At 64.8% G+C, this 19,345-nt stretch carries 15 protein-coding genes and 2 tRNA genes; 9 read left to right on the top strand and 8 right to left on the bottom strand.

Features of this window, described 5'->3' with window-relative positions:
• Positions 1-75: 75 nt before the first annotated feature.
• The 4 genes from BcFMB_RS02945 to htpX all read right to left on the bottom strand — a co-directional run bounded on the left by BcFMB_RS02945 (position 76) and on the right by htpX (position 3,055).
• Positions 76-146, bottom strand: a tRNA-Gly gene (locus BcFMB_RS02945).
• 70 nt (positions 147-216) lie between these two features.
• A complete protein-coding gene (locus BcFMB_RS02940) occupies positions 217-1,074 on the bottom strand; it encodes an SIR2 family NAD-dependent protein deacylase (protein ID WP_157775057.1) in 858 nt (285 codons plus the stop codon).
• The gene (locus BcFMB_RS02935; protein WP_099721007.1) at positions 1,071-1,886 is read right to left on the bottom strand and encodes a protein-ADP-ribose hydrolase; all 816 of its coding nucleotides are present in this window, start codon (positions 1,884-1,886) and stop codon (positions 1,071-1,073) included. The genes BcFMB_RS02940 and BcFMB_RS02935 overlap by 4 nt, the downstream gene beginning before the upstream one ends.
• A gap of 212 nt (positions 1,887-2,098) precedes the next feature.
• The gene (htpX, locus tag BcFMB_RS02930) at positions 2,099-3,055 is read right to left on the bottom strand and encodes a zinc metalloprotease HtpX (protein WP_099721006.1); all 957 of its coding nucleotides are present in this window, start codon (positions 3,053-3,055) and stop codon (positions 2,099-2,101) included.
• Positions 3,056-3,149: 94 nt separating this feature from the next.
• Between htpX and BcFMB_RS02925 the strand changes: the two genes are divergently transcribed.
• Both BcFMB_RS02925 and BcFMB_RS02920 read left to right on the top strand, forming a co-directional pair.
• Positions 3,150-4,598 (top strand): FAD-dependent oxidoreductase, encoded by a 1,449-nt coding sequence (locus tag BcFMB_RS02925; protein ID WP_024541505.1) that lies wholly within the window; start codon positions 3,150-3,152, stop codon positions 4,596-4,598.
• 171 nt (positions 4,599-4,769) lie between these two features.
• The gene (locus BcFMB_RS02920; protein WP_099721005.1) at positions 4,770-5,945 is read left to right on the top strand and encodes a serine hydrolase; all 1,176 of its coding nucleotides are present in this window, start codon (positions 4,770-4,772) and stop codon (positions 5,943-5,945) included.
• A gap of 158 nt (positions 5,946-6,103) precedes the next feature.
• Here BcFMB_RS02920 and BcFMB_RS02915 read toward each other — a convergent pair whose 3' ends face one another.
• A complete protein-coding gene (locus BcFMB_RS02915) occupies positions 6,104-8,320 on the bottom strand; it encodes a heavy metal translocating P-type ATPase (RefSeq protein WP_099721004.1) in 2,217 nt (738 codons plus the stop codon).
• 343 nt (positions 8,321-8,663) lie between these two features.
• Entirely contained in the window at positions 8,664-10,379 is a 1,716-nt protein-coding gene (locus BcFMB_RS02910) for a S1C family serine protease (protein ID WP_099721003.1), read from the bottom strand.
• Between the two features lie 351 nt (positions 10,380-10,730).
• On the opposite strand from BcFMB_RS02910, the gene BcFMB_RS02905 reads away from it, so the two are divergent.
• Complete coding sequence (locus BcFMB_RS02905; RefSeq protein ID WP_232513863.1) at positions 10,731-11,237, top strand: helix-turn-helix domain-containing protein; 507 nt, start codon at positions 10,731-10,733, stop codon at positions 11,235-11,237.
• A gap of 383 nt (positions 11,238-11,620) precedes the next feature.
• Positions 11,621-12,970 (top strand): tRNA guanosine(34) transglycosylase Tgt, encoded by a 1,350-nt coding sequence (tgt, locus tag BcFMB_RS02900; protein ID WP_024541510.1) that lies wholly within the window; start codon positions 11,621-11,623, stop codon positions 12,968-12,970.
• Between the two features lie 198 nt (positions 12,971-13,168).
• Here tgt and BcFMB_RS02895 read toward each other — a convergent pair whose 3' ends face one another.
• Positions 13,169-13,810 carry an NAD(P)-dependent oxidoreductase gene (locus BcFMB_RS02895; RefSeq protein WP_024540472.1) on the bottom strand — a complete coding sequence of 214 codons (642 nt, stop codon included), beginning with the start codon at positions 13,808-13,810 and terminating at the stop codon, positions 13,169-13,171.
• 260 nt (positions 13,811-14,070) lie between these two features.
• Between BcFMB_RS02895 and BcFMB_RS02890 the strand changes: the two genes are divergently transcribed.
• Positions 14,071-14,526: an Rrf2 family transcriptional regulator gene (locus BcFMB_RS02890; RefSeq protein WP_232513862.1), complete on the top strand. Its 456-nt coding sequence runs from the start codon at positions 14,071-14,073 to the stop codon at positions 14,524-14,526.
• Between the two features lie 81 nt (positions 14,527-14,607).
• Positions 14,608-14,690, top strand: a tRNA-Leu gene (locus tag BcFMB_RS02885).
• Positions 14,691-14,951: 261 nt separating this feature from the next.
• On the opposite strand, the gene BcFMB_RS02880 is transcribed toward BcFMB_RS02885, so the two are convergent.
• Positions 14,952-15,704 carry a DUF5067 domain-containing protein gene (locus BcFMB_RS02880; RefSeq protein ID WP_099721000.1) on the bottom strand — a complete coding sequence of 251 codons (753 nt, stop codon included), beginning with the start codon at positions 15,702-15,704 and terminating at the stop codon, positions 14,952-14,954.
• Positions 15,705-15,964: 260 nt separating this feature from the next.
• Here BcFMB_RS02880 and BcFMB_RS02875 point away from each other — a divergent pair, with 260 nt between their 5' ends.
• The 3 genes from BcFMB_RS02875 to BcFMB_RS02865 are packed head-to-tail and all read left to right on the top strand — an operon-like array spanning position 15,965 to position 19,106.
• The gene (locus BcFMB_RS02875) at positions 15,965-17,458 is read left to right on the top strand and encodes a sensor histidine kinase (RefSeq protein WP_198405439.1); all 1,494 of its coding nucleotides are present in this window, start codon (positions 15,965-15,967) and stop codon (positions 17,456-17,458) included.
• A 30-nt stretch (positions 17,459-17,488) separates the two neighbouring features.
• Positions 17,489-18,181 (top strand): response regulator transcription factor, encoded by a 693-nt coding sequence (locus BcFMB_RS02870; protein ID WP_029675321.1) that lies wholly within the window; start codon positions 17,489-17,491, stop codon positions 18,179-18,181.
• Between the two features lie 43 nt (positions 18,182-18,224).
• Positions 18,225-19,106, top strand: coding sequence for a putative RNA methyltransferase (locus BcFMB_RS02865; RefSeq protein WP_099720998.1), 882 nt, complete (start codon positions 18,225-18,227; stop codon positions 19,104-19,106).
• Positions 19,107-19,345: the final 239 nt, after the last annotated feature.

Genomic DNA, 19,345 nt, shown 5'->3' with positions numbered 1-19,345 from the left:
GCGAAGAGCGTGCAAATAGTACAGATCGATAGGGTCCCGAAGTCCAGAAACGGCCATTTTCCAACGATTTCAGAGAGCGGATGACGGGAGTCGAACCCGCCTTTAAAGCTTGGGAAGCTTTCGTTCTACCGATGAACTACATCCGCATGCGGTCGTGGCGTTCGACCGCATCAGCCACCTTACCACAGCCGTCGCCCACAGGGGCGGGCGTGCACGCTATGCGAGCACTGTAGGCAGCAGCTGCGCGATGTCGCCCCCCAGCGCGATGCCGTTCGGCACCGACGGGTCGATGGCGGTATCGTCACGGTTCATGCGGACCAGCGGCATGCCGGTCGTCTGGGCGAGCCGTTCGAACGGCAGGCGGATCCACGTCGGCGTGTTCCAGCCGACGCCGAGCTCCAGCAGCACCGTCGGCTGTTCGGCGCCGCACTGCACGAAGTCGACGTACCGCCGTTGCTGCGCATACCACTGCGCGTCCTGCACGAACGATTCGTCCATGCGCAGATGCATCACCATCGGGCCGCCGCAGGTCGGGCAGTGCGGAATCAGCGACGGATCGCTGATGCGCGTGCGTTCGCCGTGATTCGTGTCACGTTCGATCGCAGCGAAGATCTCACGCGCGTCGTACACGGTGCCGTCGCAGCCGCGCGCGCACTGGATGTGCGCATAATCGCCCTGCGGCGTGAAGATGCGCGCGGGGTCGAAGCCGGCCTTGGCGAACTGGCTGTCGGCGTTCGTCGTCATCACGAAATAGTCGCGTTCCTTCGCCCAGTCATACAGTTCTTCGTACAGCGGCAGCGCCGGCTGCTCCAGATTGTTCACCGACGCATGATGCGCCCAGTACGCCCACTTGTCGGCCTCGTCCTTGAACGGGTAGAATGCCGCCGAATACATGTCGGTGATGCCGTAGCGCTCGATGAACGACGCCATGTGCCGCCGGAAGCGTTCGCCGCCGTAACGCAGGCCGGCGGCCGTCGACAGGCCGCTGCCCGCGCCGATGAGCACACGCCGCGCGCCGGCGAGCACGTCACGTGCGCGTTCGATCTCCTCATGCTGCCGCCGTTCCATCGTCATCGTTCCCCCTTGTCGTCATATCCGTCGAGCAGATTCCGGTAGAGTCGCTCGTCCTGTTCGGAAAACACATCGAAGATCACATGGTCGATCGGCCGTCCGCTTCCCTCGTGCGCGTCGAGCCACGCGCGCACGGTCCACACGGCGATGGCCGCCGCAGGTTCGTGCGGGAAGCCGAATTCGCCGGTCGAGATGCAGCAGAACGCGATGGACGCGCATCCCGCCGCCGCGGCGGCGTCGAGGCACGAGCGGTAGCATGAGGCGAGCAGCTCGCAGTCGCGCGCGGTGAGCGCGCCGGAGACGATCGGACCGACCGTGTGCACCACATAATCGGCGGGAAGGTCGAAGGCGGGCGTGATCCGCGCCTCGCCGGTCGGCTCCTCGCGGCCCTGCATGAGCTCCACGCACGCCAGACGCAGCTGCACGCCCGCCGCGGAATGAATCGCGTTGTCGATGCAGCGGTGCAGCGGCACGAAACAGCCGAGCATCGCCGCATTGGCCGCGTTGACGATCGCGCCGACCCTGAGCCGCGTGATATCGCCGCGCCACACCGCCAACCGCGGATCGAGCGCGCTCGGCTTGATCGAGGACACGTCGACGACGCCGCGCCGTTCCACCTCGTCGCACAGCAGCCCGTCCTGCAACGCGAGGAAACGCTCCGACGCCGGCATCGGCGGCCGCACGTTCATCAGCGCACGCAGCAGCGCGCGCCGTTCGTCCTCGGACCGCGGCACCGCGGCCGCCCCCTGCGCATACTCGGGCATCTCCTCGACGAGCATGTCGATCAGCCGATCGATCGTCTCCAGACGTGTCATCGCCGCCGCCTTTCCCAATCCGCTTCCACTGTTGTAACAATCGTTATTACAACAACACTACTACAACAGCGAGGACATGCGACTATTCCCGCGGCGGAACCTCATCCGTGCGCCGACCGGCGCAGACGAACATCGGCGCGCCCCTCGCGGAGCGCGCCGATATGGATCTTCAGATGATACGCACTGCCGAACGAACAGGTTCGGCGTTGGTTTCAGTACCGATGCGAGCCGACCGCGCCGGGCGCTGCTCCCATGTCGATGCCCGGCGCACCCATGTCGGCCGCCATCTGCTGCAGACGGGCGATGCGGTCCTCGGTCGGCGGATGCGTCGAGAACAGCCGCGAGAAGCCCTTCGCCGAAAACGGCGACTCGATCATCATCGCCGCCGTCGACTGGTCGGTCGCCGTCGCCGGCATCGGGTTTTGCGCGATACCGTACTGGATCTTGTACAGCGCGCTTGCGAGCGCATCCGGGTCGCCGGTCAGGACGCTGCCGTCCTCGTCGGCGTCGTATTCGCGTGTGCGCGAGATCGCCATCTGAATCAGCGATGCGGCGATCGGCGCGAGGATCATGCTGAGCAGTGCGCCGAGCGCGCCGAGCGCGCCGGCGCCGTTGTCGGAGTCGCGGTCGTTGCGCGTGGAGTTGCCGAAGTACATCAGCGAATAGCCGAGGTAGGTGATGACGGTGGCCATTGCACCGGCGATCGCCGACGTGCGGATGTCGCGGTTGTACACGTGCATCAGCTCGTGGCCGAGCACGCCGCGCATCTCGCGGTAGTCGAGGATGCGCATGATGCCCTGCGTGCAGCACACGGCCGCGTGGCGTTCGTTGCGTCCGGTCGCGAAGGCGTTCGGCGTCTCGGTCGGCGCGATGTAGATGCGCGGCATCGGCTTGCCGGCCGTCTGCGACAGTTCGCGCACGATCGCATACAGCTGCGGCGCCTCCTGCTCGCTGACCGGCTGCGCATGCATCGACGCGAGCGCGAGCCTGTCGGAGAACCAGTACGAGACGAAGGACATGCCCAGGCCGACCGCGACGTAGTAGACGAGCGTGTCCACATACGCGCCCGTCGCCCACCAGATGACCATGATGATCGCCCACATGATCGCGAACAGTATCGCCGTTTTCAACCCGTTGTAGTGGTTGTGCATCCGTAGTCTGCCGTTCATAGGCACCAGTGTACCGATGGCCGCGCTCGCCTCCCCGTTCCGTCCCATCTGACCCCCTTCCCCCGTTCGCGCTTATCGGCTACGCTAGTATGCCGTGACTAATGATTCTGAACTTCGTATTGCCGTCATCGGCGCCGGCCCGGCCGGCGTGTATTCCTCCGACATCTTCCTGCGTCAGCTCGCCAAGCTCGGCGACGAGCTGGGTCTGGGCACGGATGCGCGCATCGACCTGTTCGAGAAGCTGCCGGTGCCCTTCGGCCTCGTGCGCTACGGCGTCGCGCCCGACCATCCGTCGATCAAGTTCATCGCGTCCGCGCTCGAGAAGACGCTCGACAATCCGAACATCCATCTGTACTGCGACGTGGAGTTCGGCAAGGACGTGACGCTCGACGACCTGCTCGAGCGCTACGACGCCGTGCTCTTCGCGACCGGCGCGATCAAGGACAAGCCGCTCAATCTGCCGGGCGCCGACTACGACGGCGTCTACGGCGCGGCGAAGTTCGTCGAATGGTACGACGGCTATCCGACCGGCGTGCGCGAGTGGCCGCTGCAGGCCGAGGAGGTCGCCGTCATCGGCGGCGGCAACGTGGCGATGGACGTCGCCCGCGAGCTGATGCGCAACGCCGACGACCTGCGCGCGCGCACCGACATTCCGGACAACGTGTACGAGGGCATCCTGCGCAACAAGGCGAAGACGCTGCATCTGTTCATCCGCCGCGGCGTCGCGCAGGCGAAGTTCTCCGTTCAGGAGCTGCGCGAGATGGAGAAGCTGCCCGGCGTCCAGCTGATCATCGACGAGGACGACTTCGAGCTCGACGACGACACGATCGAGGAGGCCGGTAAGGACAAGCTGACCCGCCAGATGGTCGAGGAGCTGTTCGCGATCCGCGAGATGGCCGAGGACATGGAGGACGACGGCGACGTCGACTTCGAAGGCAATCCGGCGGACCGCAAGTACTACATCCACTTCAACTCCGCGCCGACCGAGATCCTCGGCGAGGACGGCAAGGTCTGCGGCATCCGCGTCGAGCGCACCGAGACCTCGGCGGACGGCAGGATGACGCGCACCGGCGAGTTCACCGACTATCCGGTGCAGGCCGTCTACCATGCGATCGGCTACAAGCCGGAGTCCGTGCCGGGCATCGCCTATGACGAGCAGGGCGCGCATCTGGCGAACGCGAACGGCGACGGCCGCATCACCGTCGACGCCGTCAACGGCGAGGTGCGCGACCGTCTGTATGCGACCGGCTGGGCGAAACGCGGGCCGGTCGGCCTGATCGGTTCGACGAAGTCGGACGCGCTGATGATCGTCACGGCGATGCTCGAGGATCTCGCGAAGAACAAGGAGAACGCGCGTCTGGCGCCGGACCGCGACCCCGAATCGATCGACCGTCTGCTCGCCGAGCGCGGCGTCAACCCGATCGACTTCGCCGGCTGGAAGCGCGTCGACGCCTTCGAACGCGCCGAAGGCGCGAAGGAAGGCCGCGAACACAAGAAGGTCATCGACCCCGACGAGTTCCGTCGTCTCGCCCACGGCGAGTGACGCGGACGCAATCTGACGAAATCCGCGACGACGAGGGCGGGCGGCGACGAGCCGTCCGCCCTCGTCGTCGCCGCGTCCGCCGTGGCCGCCACGCCCTGTCGATGCCGAAGGGTGCCCCTATAGTTTTGCTGTGGAAGAGCGTGGGCATACGTGAGAAACGGGTGCGCAGGGATGCAGAAGAAGACGAAACGCGGCACGATTCCCAAATGGCGTGACGTGCCGCTGACCGACGCCCAGCTCGACGTCTCCATCGCCCGCCATCGCAAATCGATCGCCAAATGGAAGGGCATCGCCGTCGCGTCGACGATCGTCGCAGCCGCCGGCATGCTCAGCGTCGGCACCGTCGGCGTCTTCGGCGACGGACTCGCGAACGCCGTCCACCCCACCGCCGCCGCCACGCAGACGATGCCGATGCCGCCGCAGTCGCCGACGGCCGCCTCGACGCCGCAGTCGGGCGACATCGAGAAGACGGTCGTCACGCCGAACCTCAGCGAAGTCGCGGCGGACGCGTTCGCGAACCTGCGCGCGACCGACGGCGCCGCCGCCGTGTCGGCCGCCGGCATCACATTGACCGACGCCGAATCCGCGCAGCTGCAGCACGCGGTCAGCGCCTACCACGAGCAGGGATTCGAGGTCTCCTTCGCCGTCGTCGACATGCGCACCGGCGCCGTCATCACGTCCTTCGCGAACGTGCCTCGGTATTCGGCGTCGTCGATCAAGGCCCCGTACATCCTATCGCTCGCGCAGACGGGCGCGCTCGACCTCGATTCGGTCTCGACGAGCGTCGACGCCGACGCGGCCTACCTCAACCGCCTGATCACGGCGACGCTCACCGTCTCCGACAACGACGCCTACGAATCGCTGTACCGGCGCTACGGCACGCCGCCGTTCGCGGCGTGGACGGCCGGCCACACCTTCGACGCGCCGCTCACCGGCTATTACGAGTTCCTGACGGCGAGCGACCTGGCACGGCTGTGGGTGCTCGGATACCAGTATCTGTTCTCGGACGCGGCGCCGGCGAAGGCGGACGGCACGCCGGCCGCGTCGAAGGAGGCGCGCGCGTGGCTCGCGCAGCAGATGCGCGGCTCGCTCAACTCGTCGATCCAGATGGCACATGCCGAATCCGAGGAAGTGTATACGAAGGCCGGATGGATCTACGGCGAAGGCGACTTCTACGCGCTCAACGACGCCGGCATCGTATTGCCGGCCGGCGCGCACGACCTGCAGGCGCATCCGCAGGGCTATGTGCTCGCGATCCTGTCCGACGCGTGCGGACGCAACGATCTGCTGAGCGAACTGGCGACCGTCGTCGACGACGTCATCGCCGACCTGCACCGCGCATCGTGAGATCCGTGCGGATGCGACGCGCAGACGATTGCAGCGCATAGCGACATATACGACATACACGAACGGGGCCGTTTTCGGCGGACGATGACGTCCGCCGAAAACGGCCCCGGAACGATTCGCGTCGGGCCGCGCAGCACACGCGCGACCCGACCCGCGCGCTACTTGCGGTCGAGCAGCGCCGTCAGCGCCCACAGGATCGAGACGACGTCGATCGCCTCCTGCAGGAACGCGCCGGCGACGACCGGGATGAGGTTGAACGCCGCGCACACCATGCCGACGATCGCGAGCGCGATGCCGACGAGCACGGCCTGCAGCATGCGCTGCTTCGTCTGCCGTGCGATCCTGACGCCCTTCGGCACGGCGCCGATGTCGTCGTTCATGATGACGACCTCGGCCGATTCGGAGGCCGCCGTCGACGTGCCGTCGGTCATCGCCATGCCGATGTCGGCGACGGCGAGCACCGGCGAATCGTTGACGCCGTCGCCGACCATCATCGTCACGTCGCGGTGGATCGGCTCGCCGAGCAGCTTCGCGGCGGCGCGCTCCCACCATGTCTCGGTAGCGCTCTTCTCCTGCTGCGAGGCCTGGCGCACGGCCTCCACCTTGTCCTGCGGCAGCAGTTCGTAGCGCACGTCGGTGATGCCGACCTCGTTCGCGATGATCATCGCCGACGACTTCTTGTCGCCGGTGAGCATCGTCTCCTCCTTGACACCGAGTTCACGCAGCTCCTGGATCGACTGCTTCGCGTTGTGGCGCGGGATGTCACGCAGCACGATGCGCGCCGCGAGATGGCCGTCGATGGCGATGTAGGTGGCCATCTCGTCGGGCTCCAACGTATCCGGCCACAGTTTGACGGCCGCGCGGTCGGCGGCCTCCATCGCCTTCTCGTTGCGCTCCTCCTCGGCGGCATTGTGCACCTCCTGGCTGGCGATGTCCTGCTCGGTCACAAAGGCGTAGCGGCCGACCTCCACCTTGTGGCCGTCGACGGTGCCGCGCACGCCTTTGCCGGGGGTCTCACAGACGTTGCCGACGACCGGGTAGTTCTCGTTCGGGTCCGGCAATGCGCGGTGGGAGGCGTCCACATGGCCCTCGGCGGCCGTCTTGCCGCTCGAGCTCGGCAGGCGGCCGAGCCGCTCCATCGCCTTACGCCCGGCTTCGACGATGCCCTTGGCGAGCACATGCACGGAGAAGCTTTCGACGACGCCGGCCATCATCAGGATCTCGTCCTCGGAGACGTCCGCGGGCATGCCGTTGGCCTTCTCGACGCGCACGACCTGCGGCTGCTTGACGGTGAGCGTGCCGGTCTTGTCGAAGAAGACGTGCGTGACGCGGCCGAGGTTCTCGAGCACGTCCTGCGATTTGACGAGGATCTTCTGCTTGGCGAGGCGCGCGGTGCCGGCGACGTAGGCGACCGGCGCGGCGATCAGCAGCGGGCACGGCGTCGCGAGCACGAGCACCTGCGCGAAGCGCAGACCGGTGCCGGAGACGACCCATGCGACAATCGCGATCGCGAAGGAGACGATCGTGAACGGCACGGCGAGCATGTCCGCCGTGCGCACGACGGCCGCGCGCGACTCCTCGGCGGAGGCGACGAGCTTGAGGATCTGCTGGTACTGGGAGTCGGCGGCGAGCGAGGTCGTGCGGATCATCATCGTCGTCGAGCCGTTGATCGAGCCGGAAAGCACCTTCGCACCGGCGAAGATCGTGCGCGGCACCGGCTCGCCGTTGATGTTGCTCAGGTCGACGCTCGCGGTGCCGCTCAGCAGCATGCCGTCGACCGGCACGATCTCGCCGGGAAGCACGAGCAGCACCGAACCGAGCTTGACGTCGTTGACCGGCACCGTCTCGAAGTGGCCGTTGCCGGCGTTGAGCTGCCTGCCTTCGCGCTGGGCGTCCTCGACGGCCTGCTGCACCTTGCGGAAGCCCTCGTCGGTCATGTCCGGCTCGGCGCCGGCCTCGGTGCCCGGCAGCGTGACGACATGCGCCTGCTGCGGCGCGGCCTTGATCAGCGCGGTGAGGTTGCCCTTCGCCTTGTTCTGCGCATACGATTCGATCGCCTCGCCGGAGGCGACCATCAGCACGACGGCCCATGACGCCCAGTACTGCTGCACGCAGACCGTGGAGACGAGCGCGACGATTGCGAGCAGGTCGACGCCCACATGGCCGTGCTTGATGCTTTCGATCATCTCGCGGACGCTCGTGTAGATCGTCCAGACGACGAACAGGATGATGATCCATTCGCCGACGCCGGGATCGAATGCGGGGTGGATGTGGCCCCATGGGCGCCACTGCGGTATCAGCGCCAGCGGGATCGCCGCGAGCAATGTGAGCGGAAGCAGCGGGACTTCCTTGCAAAGATCGATGATTTTCCTCATCGCATCTCCTTACGGTCGGTATCGTCTTCCCATCCCGCGCACGGCCGCGCAACGGGTGCGCGATCCGGCGGGTCCGGAAATGTCAGCTTCACGCCTTGTTAGCCCATCGAACACGGCGCCCGGCTTGGCGCGCTTACGACACACGGCGTAAAAAGATTGCTAGATTCATCTTCAGTTATCGGCCCACGGACATGGATGTCCGTGATGCGAACGTGTTTCACTGTAACAAAAAACGCCGAATAGCGCGAATTACGCTATTCGGCGTCCTCACCGCGACATCGCCGGGGCGCCGTGAGGCCTCCGGCTGAATCGCTTCAGCCGGAGGCCTCACGGCGGGGCGCGTTTACCACAGGCCGAAGGGGTCGAAGAGCCCTCCGTCGTTACGGTCGCGGTTGTCCTGCTGCTCCTGCTGCTGGCGGCGCTGCTCCTGCTGGTCGTTCTCGCTGCGCGACGAGCCGTTGACGTCCGCCTCGGCCTTGTCGAGCGTGACATTGACGTCCATGACCTTGCCGTCGCGCACGATGGTCAGCTTCGCCGTCGACCCCATCGCCGCCGCGCGCACGAAGCCGAGCAGCGAATAGTTGTTCGTCACGGCGAGGCCGTCGTAGGCGACGATGACGTCGCCCTTGACGATGCCGGCCTTCTCGGCAGGCCCGCCGGTGACGAGCGACTGCACTTCGGTGCCGGCGCGCGTCACGCCGTCCGCCGTCACCGTCGTGTTCTTGATCGTGACGCCGAGCGCGACATGCTCGACCTTGCCGTTCTTGATGATCTCGTTCGCGACGCGCTTGACGAGGTTCGACGGGATCGCGAAGCCGATGCCGATCGACCCGACGTTCTCCTCGCTGCTCGCCGTCGACGCGATCGACGAGTTGATGCCGATGACCTGGCCGGCCGCGTTGAAGGTCGGACCGCCCGAGTTGCCCGGGTTGACGGCCGCGTCGATCTGGATCGCGTTCGTCACGATCGTCTGGTTGTCCTCGTCCATCACCGAGACCGGGCGGTTGAGCGCAGAGACGATGCCGGTCGTCGCCGTGTCGTCGTAGCCGAGCGGGTTGCCGATCGCCATGATCGGCTCGCCGACGGCCACCTTCGCGGAATCGGCGAATTCGACGGCCGTCAGGTTGGACGGCGGGTTCTTGAGCTGGATGACGGCCAGATCGGTCGTCGAATCGGTGCCGACGACGTCGGCCTCGTACAGGTCGCCGTTGCTCAGCGTCACGACGATGCTCTTCGCGCCGGAGACGACGTGGTTGTTCGTGACGATGTGGCCCTCCTTGTCGATGATCGCGCCGGAGCCCTTCGCTTCGCCCTCGGCGACGGTCGTCGAGATCGAGACGACGGCGTTCGAGACCTTCGACGAGACGGCCGTCCAATCCGGCGCCGCGCCGCCTTCGACGACGGCGCTGCCTTCGGAGCCGCTCTGGTTCGACGAGGAGACCGACGACATCGACGTCGTCGTCGGCACCTTCACCCAGCCGTAGGTGAGCGCCGTCCAGCCGATGCCGAGGCACAGGATCGCCGTCACGACGGCGGAGACGACGCCGATGAACACGCCGTGTGACTTCGTCTCCTCACGGCCGATGTCGGCGTAGGGGTTGTGCGGGTCGTTGCCGCCGAGCGGTGCGCCCGGCATCGTCGGCGCACCGGGATTGCCGTTGCCGCCGTTGTTGCCGTCGTTGTTCACGGCGCCGAAGGGGACATACGGGGAGCGGCCGGCGTGCGGCTGCTGCGGGCCGTCATGGTTCGCGCCGGGCATGTTCTGGTTCTGGAACGGCAGCGCGAACGGCGACGTCGGCTGCGCCTGCGAATGGGCCGGCTGCTGCGGCTGGTTCGGCGTCGTCGGCGCATACGCGCCGTACATCGGCGCCGGACGGTATCCCTGCGCCACCGGCTGCTGCGGCTGCGTCGGCGTCTGGTCGGCGGCCGGCTGCTGCGCATTCGCGTCCGATTCGTCGGACGGCGTCTGCTGTGCGGACATGGTCTGCGGTTCCTGCGGCTGGGGTTGCGCCGGATGGGAGTCGTCGGTCTCCCACGGGTAACGGTTCTCGTCACTCATCTGTTCTCTCCATTCGTCACTCGATGCACTGTCTGTCTGTGTTCGTCACCGGTCATCGTAGTGCGTCGGCGCGGCGCGCGCGGCACTGTTCGTCACCGGTAGAGGAATCTCTATCCCCATAGTTAAGGCGCGGCTACTTGACGTTTCCTGAATGTTTGTTGAGAGTCGAAACCATGTTTGATGGCAAGTTCCTTGGGAGGCGGATGCCGACGGGACGCCCGCGCACGGCGCCCCGCCGCCGCGCTCACGCGCTCATCGACGCGATCGCATCGAGCATCCGCTGCGAGCGGTGAGTTCGCATTCATCCTGAATATCCTACGCAAAGCCACCGGGGAGGACATCACTCCAACGATGGTGGAGACCACCGTCCCGCTCAGCGCGACATTCGCGGAGTTCGCACGCGGACCGGTGACCGAGTCCGGCGCGAACGCGCTCGGTCTGCGGACCGCGGATCTGCAGTTGCCGTTCAAGAACGCGAACGATGCGATGTGGCGGTATTTCGAACCTGAGCTCAAACGCCGCATGGAACAGCTGGAAATCGACGAATCCGCATCCGCGAAAGTACGCGCGGCGTTGGTGACGCTGCTACCGTCGGGACGCAGCGGCGTGGATGACGTCGCCGCCGAACTGCACATAAGCCCGCGCACACTGCAGCGGCAGCTCGCCGATGAGGGCACGACGTTCCGCAAACAGCTCAACCATGTGCGACTGCTGCTGTCTGAGCAGTATCTCTCGTCGAGCTCGATGACGCTGGACTCCATCGCGTTCATGCTCGGATATGCGGAAGTGAACAGTTTCATCCGCGCATTCACGATGTGGACCGGGAAATCACCAACGGAGTTCAGGAAGGGCGAGTGATGAGCGATGACGATCGGTAATCATCGGTAATCAATGAATGCGCTCGTCCCGCCCTTGCTCAACTCAGACTCACGAAAATCCGGGAAGCGTCCATGCCGCAGCCCAACACCGTCAGGGTTCCGTACGGCACATCACCATCGAACGGCAGCAGCGATGATGCAGACGAAATCGACGATGTGGGGCGATACGCGACGTCATCGGCGACATTGGGGCGAGGCCAGACCAAGCAGATGGCCGCCGGCCATGAGCCTCCGCCAATGACAGCAATGCGGTTCATCACACAATCCCCAAGGCGGAGCGACGGCATGGCGGATGACGAACCGAGACAGCGGCAAGCGCACGACCCATGCCGATGGACAACCGCAGGCCCTAGAATTGCACACATGACCAGCACGAGCATTCCATCAGACACGACCATCACAAGCGCGCCGGCACCGCAGCTCGTCGAGCATCCGCGCGGCGCCGAGGCGGGCAAGCCGGGCGACCGCAGCGCCTTCCACTTCGAGCAGATCACACGGCTGCCGGACAGCTCGGACGGCAAAGGCAAGGGCGGCGCACGCTACGGACGCACTGGCATCCTGCACACACCGCACGGCGACATCAGGACGCCGGCCTTCGTGCCGGTCGCCACGCAGGGCGCGATGAAGGCCGTGCTTCCCGAATCGATGGTGCAGCTCGGCGCGCAGTGCCTGCTGTCGAACGCGTTCCATCTGTATGAGCGCCCCGGCGAGGACGTGCTCGACGAGGCGGGGGGACTTGCGAAGTTCATGAACTGGAACGGCCCCACCTTCACCGATTCCGGCGGCTTCCAGGTGCTCTCGCTCGGCGCCGGATTCAAGAAGACGCTCGCGATGGACGTGAAAGGCATGAAATCGGACGACGTCATCGCCGAAGGCAAGGAACGCATGGCCTTCGTCGACGAGGACGGCGTGACCTTCAAATCGCCGCTCAACGGTTCACTGCACCGCTTCTCGGCGGAGATATCGATGAACATCCAGCACAAGATCGGCGCCGACATCATGTTCGCGTTCGACGAGCTGACGACGCTGATGAACACACGCCGCTATCAGGAGAATTCGGTCGAACGTACCTACCGTTGGGCGCAGCGCTGCGTCGCCGAGCACGAACGGCTCACGGCGGAGCGCGTCGGCAAGCCGTATCAGGCGCTCTACGGCGTCGTGCAGGGCGCAAACTACGAGGATCTGCGGCGTCACGCGGCGCAGCAGATCGCGTCGCTCGACTTCGACGGCGTCGGCATCGGCGGCGCGATGGAGAAGCGCATCATCGGCAACATCTGCGCGTGGATCTGCGATGAGATGCCGGAAAGCCGTCCGCGCCACGTGCTCGGCATCGCCGCGGTGGACGACATCTTCGCATGCGTCGAGAACGGCGGCGACACCTTCGACTGCGTCGCGCCGGCGCGCTGCGGCCGCAACGGCGCGATCTTCACGCGCGACGGCCGCTACAACATCAAGCGCGCACAGTACAAGCACGACTTCGGCCCGCTCGAGGAGGGCTGCGGCTGCTACACATGCACCCACTACTCGCGCGCCTACGTCGACCACCTGCTGCGCGCGCACGAGATGAACGGCTTCACGCTCGCGACGATCCACAACGAATACTTCTTCGTGCATCTGCTCGACGACATCCGCGCGTCGATCGACGGCGGATACTTCGACGAGTTCCGCGACGAGACGCTCGCCCGCTTCTACGCGAACGGATCGCGCGGATAACGGGAGCGGCACGCCCATAAGCAGCCGAGCGACAGACGGGAACGCACGCCCCGCCCCTTTGCGGGACAAGTCATCGACCCGACCGACGAAACGGGACGCAAAAGCGCTGCCGCGCGTCCCGACTCATCGACATCGTCGATGGAACGGGACGCGCGGCAGCGCATTGCTGGCGGCAATAATCCCGCCGCCCATTGTTCGTTACTTGCTCACGAGGGAGATGCGCTCGCGGATGTGCGGATGGTCGGTGACGATTTCGTCGACGATGCCGATCGCATAGTCGGCGTAGCTGATCTCGCTCTCACCGTTGGAGTTCAGCGTGAGGTCGTCGCCGGCGAGCTGGTATTCACCGGTGCGCGGACCGTCGGCGACGAAGTTGGCGGCCGGGCTCACATAGGTCCACTCGACGTCGTCGCGTGTACGCAAATCGGCGAGCGCCTTGCCATGCGCGGCGGAGACGCCCTTGAACGCATCTGGGAAGTCCGGCGTGTCCTCGAGCGCGATCTTCTTGCCGTCGGATTCGACGAGCAGGCTGCCTGCGCCGCCGACGACGATGAAGCGCGTATCGGTGCCGGCGAGCAGATCGGCGACATGCGCGACCTCACGCGGCAGTTCGTCGAAGGTCTCCGGCGTCCATGTGCCGAAGGCGTTGACGACGACGTCGAATCCCTTGGGATCGTCCTTCGTCAGATCAAAGGCGTCCTTGATGATGGCGTGCGGCGCAACCGTCTTGTTCTCGCCGCGCACGATGGCCGTCACGTCGAGACCGCGGTTGACGGCCTCCTCGACGATCAGACGTCCTTCCCTGCCGTTCGCCGCGATGACCGCAATCTTCTGTGCCATGATGATGTCCTTCCTGCATTGCTGCGTCTGCGTTTCTGGTTGTAATTTTGTTTGTTACAACCTGTTGATTGACAGTAAAGCACCGTTGTGATGTAATGTCAACTGTTACAACAACCGTCGGCGCGTCGCCAAGCGCCGCAACGGTTGCCGGAGAGCGGTTGACGTCGCGTACGGTGGACGCAACCGTGGCGCATGCGCCCGCCCTCGCCCACCGGCAGCCGTGGTTCAGGACACGAAGGACACAAAGAAAGGAAGCCGCCATGAAGGGAAAGGGAAACGGTATGCGCATATCGTCACGATTCCCGATCGCCGTGCACGTCATGCTGTGCATCGCGCATTTCGGCGCCACGAACAAGGTGACGTCGTCGTTCATCGCCGACAGCGTCAACGTCAACCCGGTGATCATCCGTCAGATCATCGGCAAGCTCAAGGACGCCGGCCTTGCCACCGTCGACGCCGGCGTCGGCGGCGCACACATCGCACGGCCGCTGACGTCGATCACATTGCTGGACGTCTACCGCGCAATTGAGGGACCGGATCGGAAGCTGTTCGGCTTCCATGACAATCCCAACCCGCAATGCCCGGTGGGACGCAACATCCACACATTGCTCGACGGCGAACTCGACGCCGCACAGCACGCGCTCGAAGCACAGCTGGGACAGACGACGCTCGCCCAGCTCAATGACCGTCTCGATACGCTGACCCGCAAGGATTAGAACGGCGCGCGACGCTACACCGCACTCGCAACACGCCGAGTTGCACACATGCGACGCATGGTGTAAATTCGATGTTTGTCTGCGAGCGTGGCGGAATGGTAGACGCGCTGTCTTCAGGTGGCAGTGAGCGTATGCTCGTGCGGGTTCAAGTCCCGCCGCTCGCACTAGCAAGAAACGGCTGATTCCCAACGGAATCAGCCGTTTTGCTTTGTCGAAAAAGGGCCTTGTGATAACGATTTGAGAACAATCCAGCAGCGGAGTCAGCACATGACAAACGAGGCCACCGCCGCGCGGAACGTCGGTTTGACAACATTTTGGCAACAAAAAGACGCCGCGGCGGATCCGCCCGGAGGTGGATACGCCACGGTCGGCGCCCGTCACAACAGCCGCGCATCGACACGGTGGCGGCTGTTGCCCGTTTTCCGTCACAGATCGAACTTATGCTCGACCATCTTGTCGTCGTTGAGCGAGAAAAGATCGGTGACGTCGACGGTGACCGGCGAATCGTCCTTGAGCACGTAGCCGATCGTCGTCTTGCCGCTCGCACCCGGCTGGACGTCCGCGACCAGCGAAGTCGCGTCATATCCGGCCGGTTCCGCGCCGATGCCGTAGGTGGCCGTATCCAGCTCCTGTCCGTTCTGGAAGGCCTGGGCGTTGGCGAGCGCCATGAACGAGCTGTTCTTGTCGGTGTTGTTCTTCCACTCATAGGTCACGAGCACGGTCGGCTTACCTTCGAAATCGTTGTCCGATTTCACGGCGGAGACGATGCTGACATGCATGTCGTCGAGGTCGCCTTCCTTGTCCTGCTTCGACTGCTTCGCATCCGCTGTATTCGAGCCGCTCGAGGCCGAGGTGGAGGCGGACGACGAGCCGGTCGCGTCGTCGATCGCCTTGCTGAACGACGCCTGCAGGCTCAGCGTGATGATGACGGCGAGCACCGACAGCACGGTGCCGACGATCGCGATCGCCTTGCCGGACTTCTTGCCACGGAAGGTGCCGACGATCGCGATGATGCCCAGCACCGCGCCGACGACGCCGAGCACGGCCGCCGCGTTGTTGACGATCGGGATGAAGCTGAGCACGATCGACAGCACGCCGAGCACCAGACCGATGATGCCGCATACCGACATCTTCGTCGGCTGTTGCGGCGGACGAGCGTTCTTGGGTTCCGTAGTCATGATGGTTTCCCTTCCTGTCTTCCCGCGTATTTCGCGTTCGCCACACCTTGCATCGCATGTGTGCTGCTATCGACTGTAGGAAGGAACGGCCCGTCGCGACAGTGGACGAACGGGCATGTCGCTTCGCCCCATCGGGCATCACAAGCCAGCTGGATATGACCCTCCGACCAATGGCGCGCAATGACGGCAAAGGCCATAATGGTGGCATGTTTGATCAGGCAGCACATACGGACGTCCGGCACACAGACGCCATCGACTCGATGGACGTCCCAGTCCGCACGCGCGTATGGTGCACGATCCTGATGGTGGCGTTCGCCAGCTTCGCGAACCTCATGCAGGCTGCCCTCGCCGGCGTCGACAGCACTCCGAACACCTTCTACTACGTGTGGTGCATCATCTGCACGCTGCTGGCGCTGCCCTCCGGCTTGCTGCTGCTCCTGCGCTCGAACCATCCGGCGATGACGTTCTGGCTGGCGTGCGCCTGCACGTGTCTGTTTCCTTTCGACGCATTGATGACGTTGATGGCGCTGACATCACTGCTCGCGCGGCGCAATTCCAAACGGCTGGGCTGGTGTGCGACGCCCGCCGCAGCCGCCGTGACCGTCTGGTGTCAGCTGCGCGACGTGCTGCGCAGACCGGACGCGTCGCTGTGGCAGGCGATATTCACGAGGAACGGGACCGGAAGCCAGTACGGCACGACGCCGGAGCTATTCGTCGGCCGTCCGGTCATCATGCTGACGGCGAGCGTCTTCGCTGGCATCGGCGTCGCATTGAGCGTCCTCATCGGCCTGCATATACGCCAACGCGCCATCACGACCTCGGCGGAGGCCAAGGCGGACGCCGCGCAGAACACCGTCGTGATGCTCCGGCAGAACCTTGATTCCCAGCAGTTCGCCGACGCACTCGCCGCCGAGGCGCATGACACGCTTGCCCATTCGCTGTCGCTGCTCGCATTGAACGCGAGCGCATTGCAGGCGACCGTGACTCATCTGCAGCAGGGCGTCGAACAGCTCAATCCTCCGCCGTCAGTGCTGCAGGATGCGCATGCGATCGCCGTGACCGCGGGAGACATCCGCAAGCAGGCGGCTGGAGCGCTCGACGAAGCGCATACGATCATCGACACGCTCCGTCATCCCGAACAGGCCGCCGCGCTGTTCGCCCCTTCCTACGAGACGTCGCTCACGAGGACCTCGCTCAATCAACTGATCGACGATTCACGGGCAGCGGGCATGCGCATCGATTCGTGGATCGACATCCGCGACCTGAGTTCACTGGACGACGAGGTCTCGAAACTCGCCTATCGCGTCGTGCAGGAGGCACTGACGAACGCAAGGCGGCACGCTGCCGGCACGGCCGTCGCCCTGCAGGTGGACGCGTCGCCGAAGCAGGGAGTCCACATTCACATGAGCAACGAGGTGCCGCCGCGGGCTCTCGCGACGCCACCGTCATCCATAACGTCGACGTCATCCGCAACATCGATGATGTCCGCTCCGATGCCTTCGACACCGATATCTCCGACGGAGACAATGCATCCGGCGGCCGCTCCGGCCGCGCATGACGCAACAACGCCGGAGCACCATGCCGGAGAGCACCGTGCCGACGGCCGTCGCGGCGCCAATGCCGCCCGTGACGGCGAAGGACTGACCGGCCTTGCGGCACGGGTGCGTCAGCTGCATGGCAACTGCGGCTACGGCTTCGACGACCATCATGTCTTCCATGTGGACGTCGCATTGCCGTGGACCGCCCGACCCTGAACGGGACGCCGCCGATTACGATGGCTGAACATGGCGCACACTACAACGGAGGATCATGCCGCGAAACCGATCGAGGTCATCGTCGTCGACGACGACCCGATGATCGGGCAGACGATGCGCATCATCCTCAACGATTATTCGCAGCAGCAGGTGAAGGTCTGCGCGACCGCGACCTCCGGCCCTGAATGCCTCGAACAGATCACGGCGCATATGCCCGACGTCGTGCTTGTGGACATCGCGATGCCGAGCATGGACGGCATCGCATTGACGCGCGCGATCCGCGCCGATGGCGGCAATGCGCCGCATGTGCTCATCCTGACATCGCTCGGTCCCACCGAAACGGTGCAGCGCGCCGTCGAGGCCGGCGCCGAGGGATTCATCTCGAAGACCGATGCACCGGAGGACATCATCCGGCGCATCATCGGCGTGTGCGACGGGGCGCCGCAGTTCAATCCGGCAAGCGAACGCCAGCTGATCGCCGACCTGCATCTGCAGCAACCGAACGCCAGACGACAGCAGGCGCGCGACCTGCTCGACGCACTGCCCGAACGCGAACGCGAAGCGGTCATGCTCGCCGCCGAAGGATTGACGAACGCGCAGATCGCGCAGCGGATGTTCATTTCGGAACGTACGGCGAAAGCGCATCTGTCGGCGGCAAGCGACCGGCTGTGCATGAGCCGCATCCAGATGGCACGCCTCGTGGAGCGCGCCGACCTGCAATGACGCCCGGCACTCCCCTGACGCCCTCCGCAGCTACGATGGCGGCATGAATCCTGCGAGAATCGCGCGCTTCGGCGACAGCGAACGGTACTTTATCTGCCCGATCTGCCACGACACGCTGCATCTGGACGGCACAAGCCTGCGCTGCGCCAACCGCCATACCTTTGACATCGCGAAACAGGGTTATGTCAACCTCATGCCCGCCGCGAAGCAGTCGCCGTTCTACAACAGCGAATCGTTCGCGAACCGCGCACGCATCCTCGAAGCCGGTTACTATGACCACATCTGCGACGCCGTGCTCGATGCCATCCAGCGGCATATCGGCGTCCCCGCCGATATGGGCCTCGCCGGCCTGCACGGCGACGCGCGCCCCGCGATCCTGGACGTCGGCTGCGGCGAAGGCTTCTACTCGCGCGCGGTGCAGCGCGCGAACCCGCAAGCCGATCTGCTCGCCTTCGACATCTCGAAGGATTCGATCCAGCAAGCAGCACGCGAGGATTCGAGCATGGCCGTCAGATGGTTCGTCGGCAACCTCGCCGACCTGCCGGTGCGCAGCCACGCAATCGACTGCATGCTCGACATCTTTTCGCCGGTGAATTCCGAGGAATTCCACCGCGTCATGAAGGACGACGCCATCGTCATCAAAGCAGTGCCCGGCGTACATCACGACGAACAATTGCGCGAACTCGCGCGCAAGCAGCTGCGCAACACCGATTATTCAAACGAACAAATAATCAAACAGTTCGGAGAACATTTCGACGTTCTGGAGACGAGCACCGTCTCGCGGACCTTCACGATGCCGCCTGACGACTTGCGCACCTTCGCGCATATGACACCACTGTTGTTCCATGTGGACATTGACGCCCTCGATCTCACACAAATCAGTGCATTAACAATTGAAGCGCGTATAATAGTCGCCCGAAAGTAATTTTTGCAAATCTCACGTGTGTTATTTTTTCTTCTTTTATGATGGATTATGCTGCCTGAGAAGAGCAGCGACGACGTGAGTCGCCACCAGACCACTGAAGGGGGTCCATCATGATACAGGGAAAGCACGCGCGTCCGCGCGGCAAGGAGCAGAACCGGCCGTTCTCGACGATGAAGGCGGTGAACGGGGCGGTGGCCACGATGGCCGCGGTCGCCACGCTCGGCGCACCGATGGTCGCC

This window comes from Bifidobacterium choerinum (genome assembly GCF_002761235.1).
Lineage (GTDB): Bacteria > Actinomycetota > Actinomycetes > Actinomycetales > Bifidobacteriaceae > Bifidobacterium > Bifidobacterium choerinum.
Note: the sequence above shows the minus strand (reverse complement) of the source record. Positions and strands in the feature narration are given on the sequence as shown.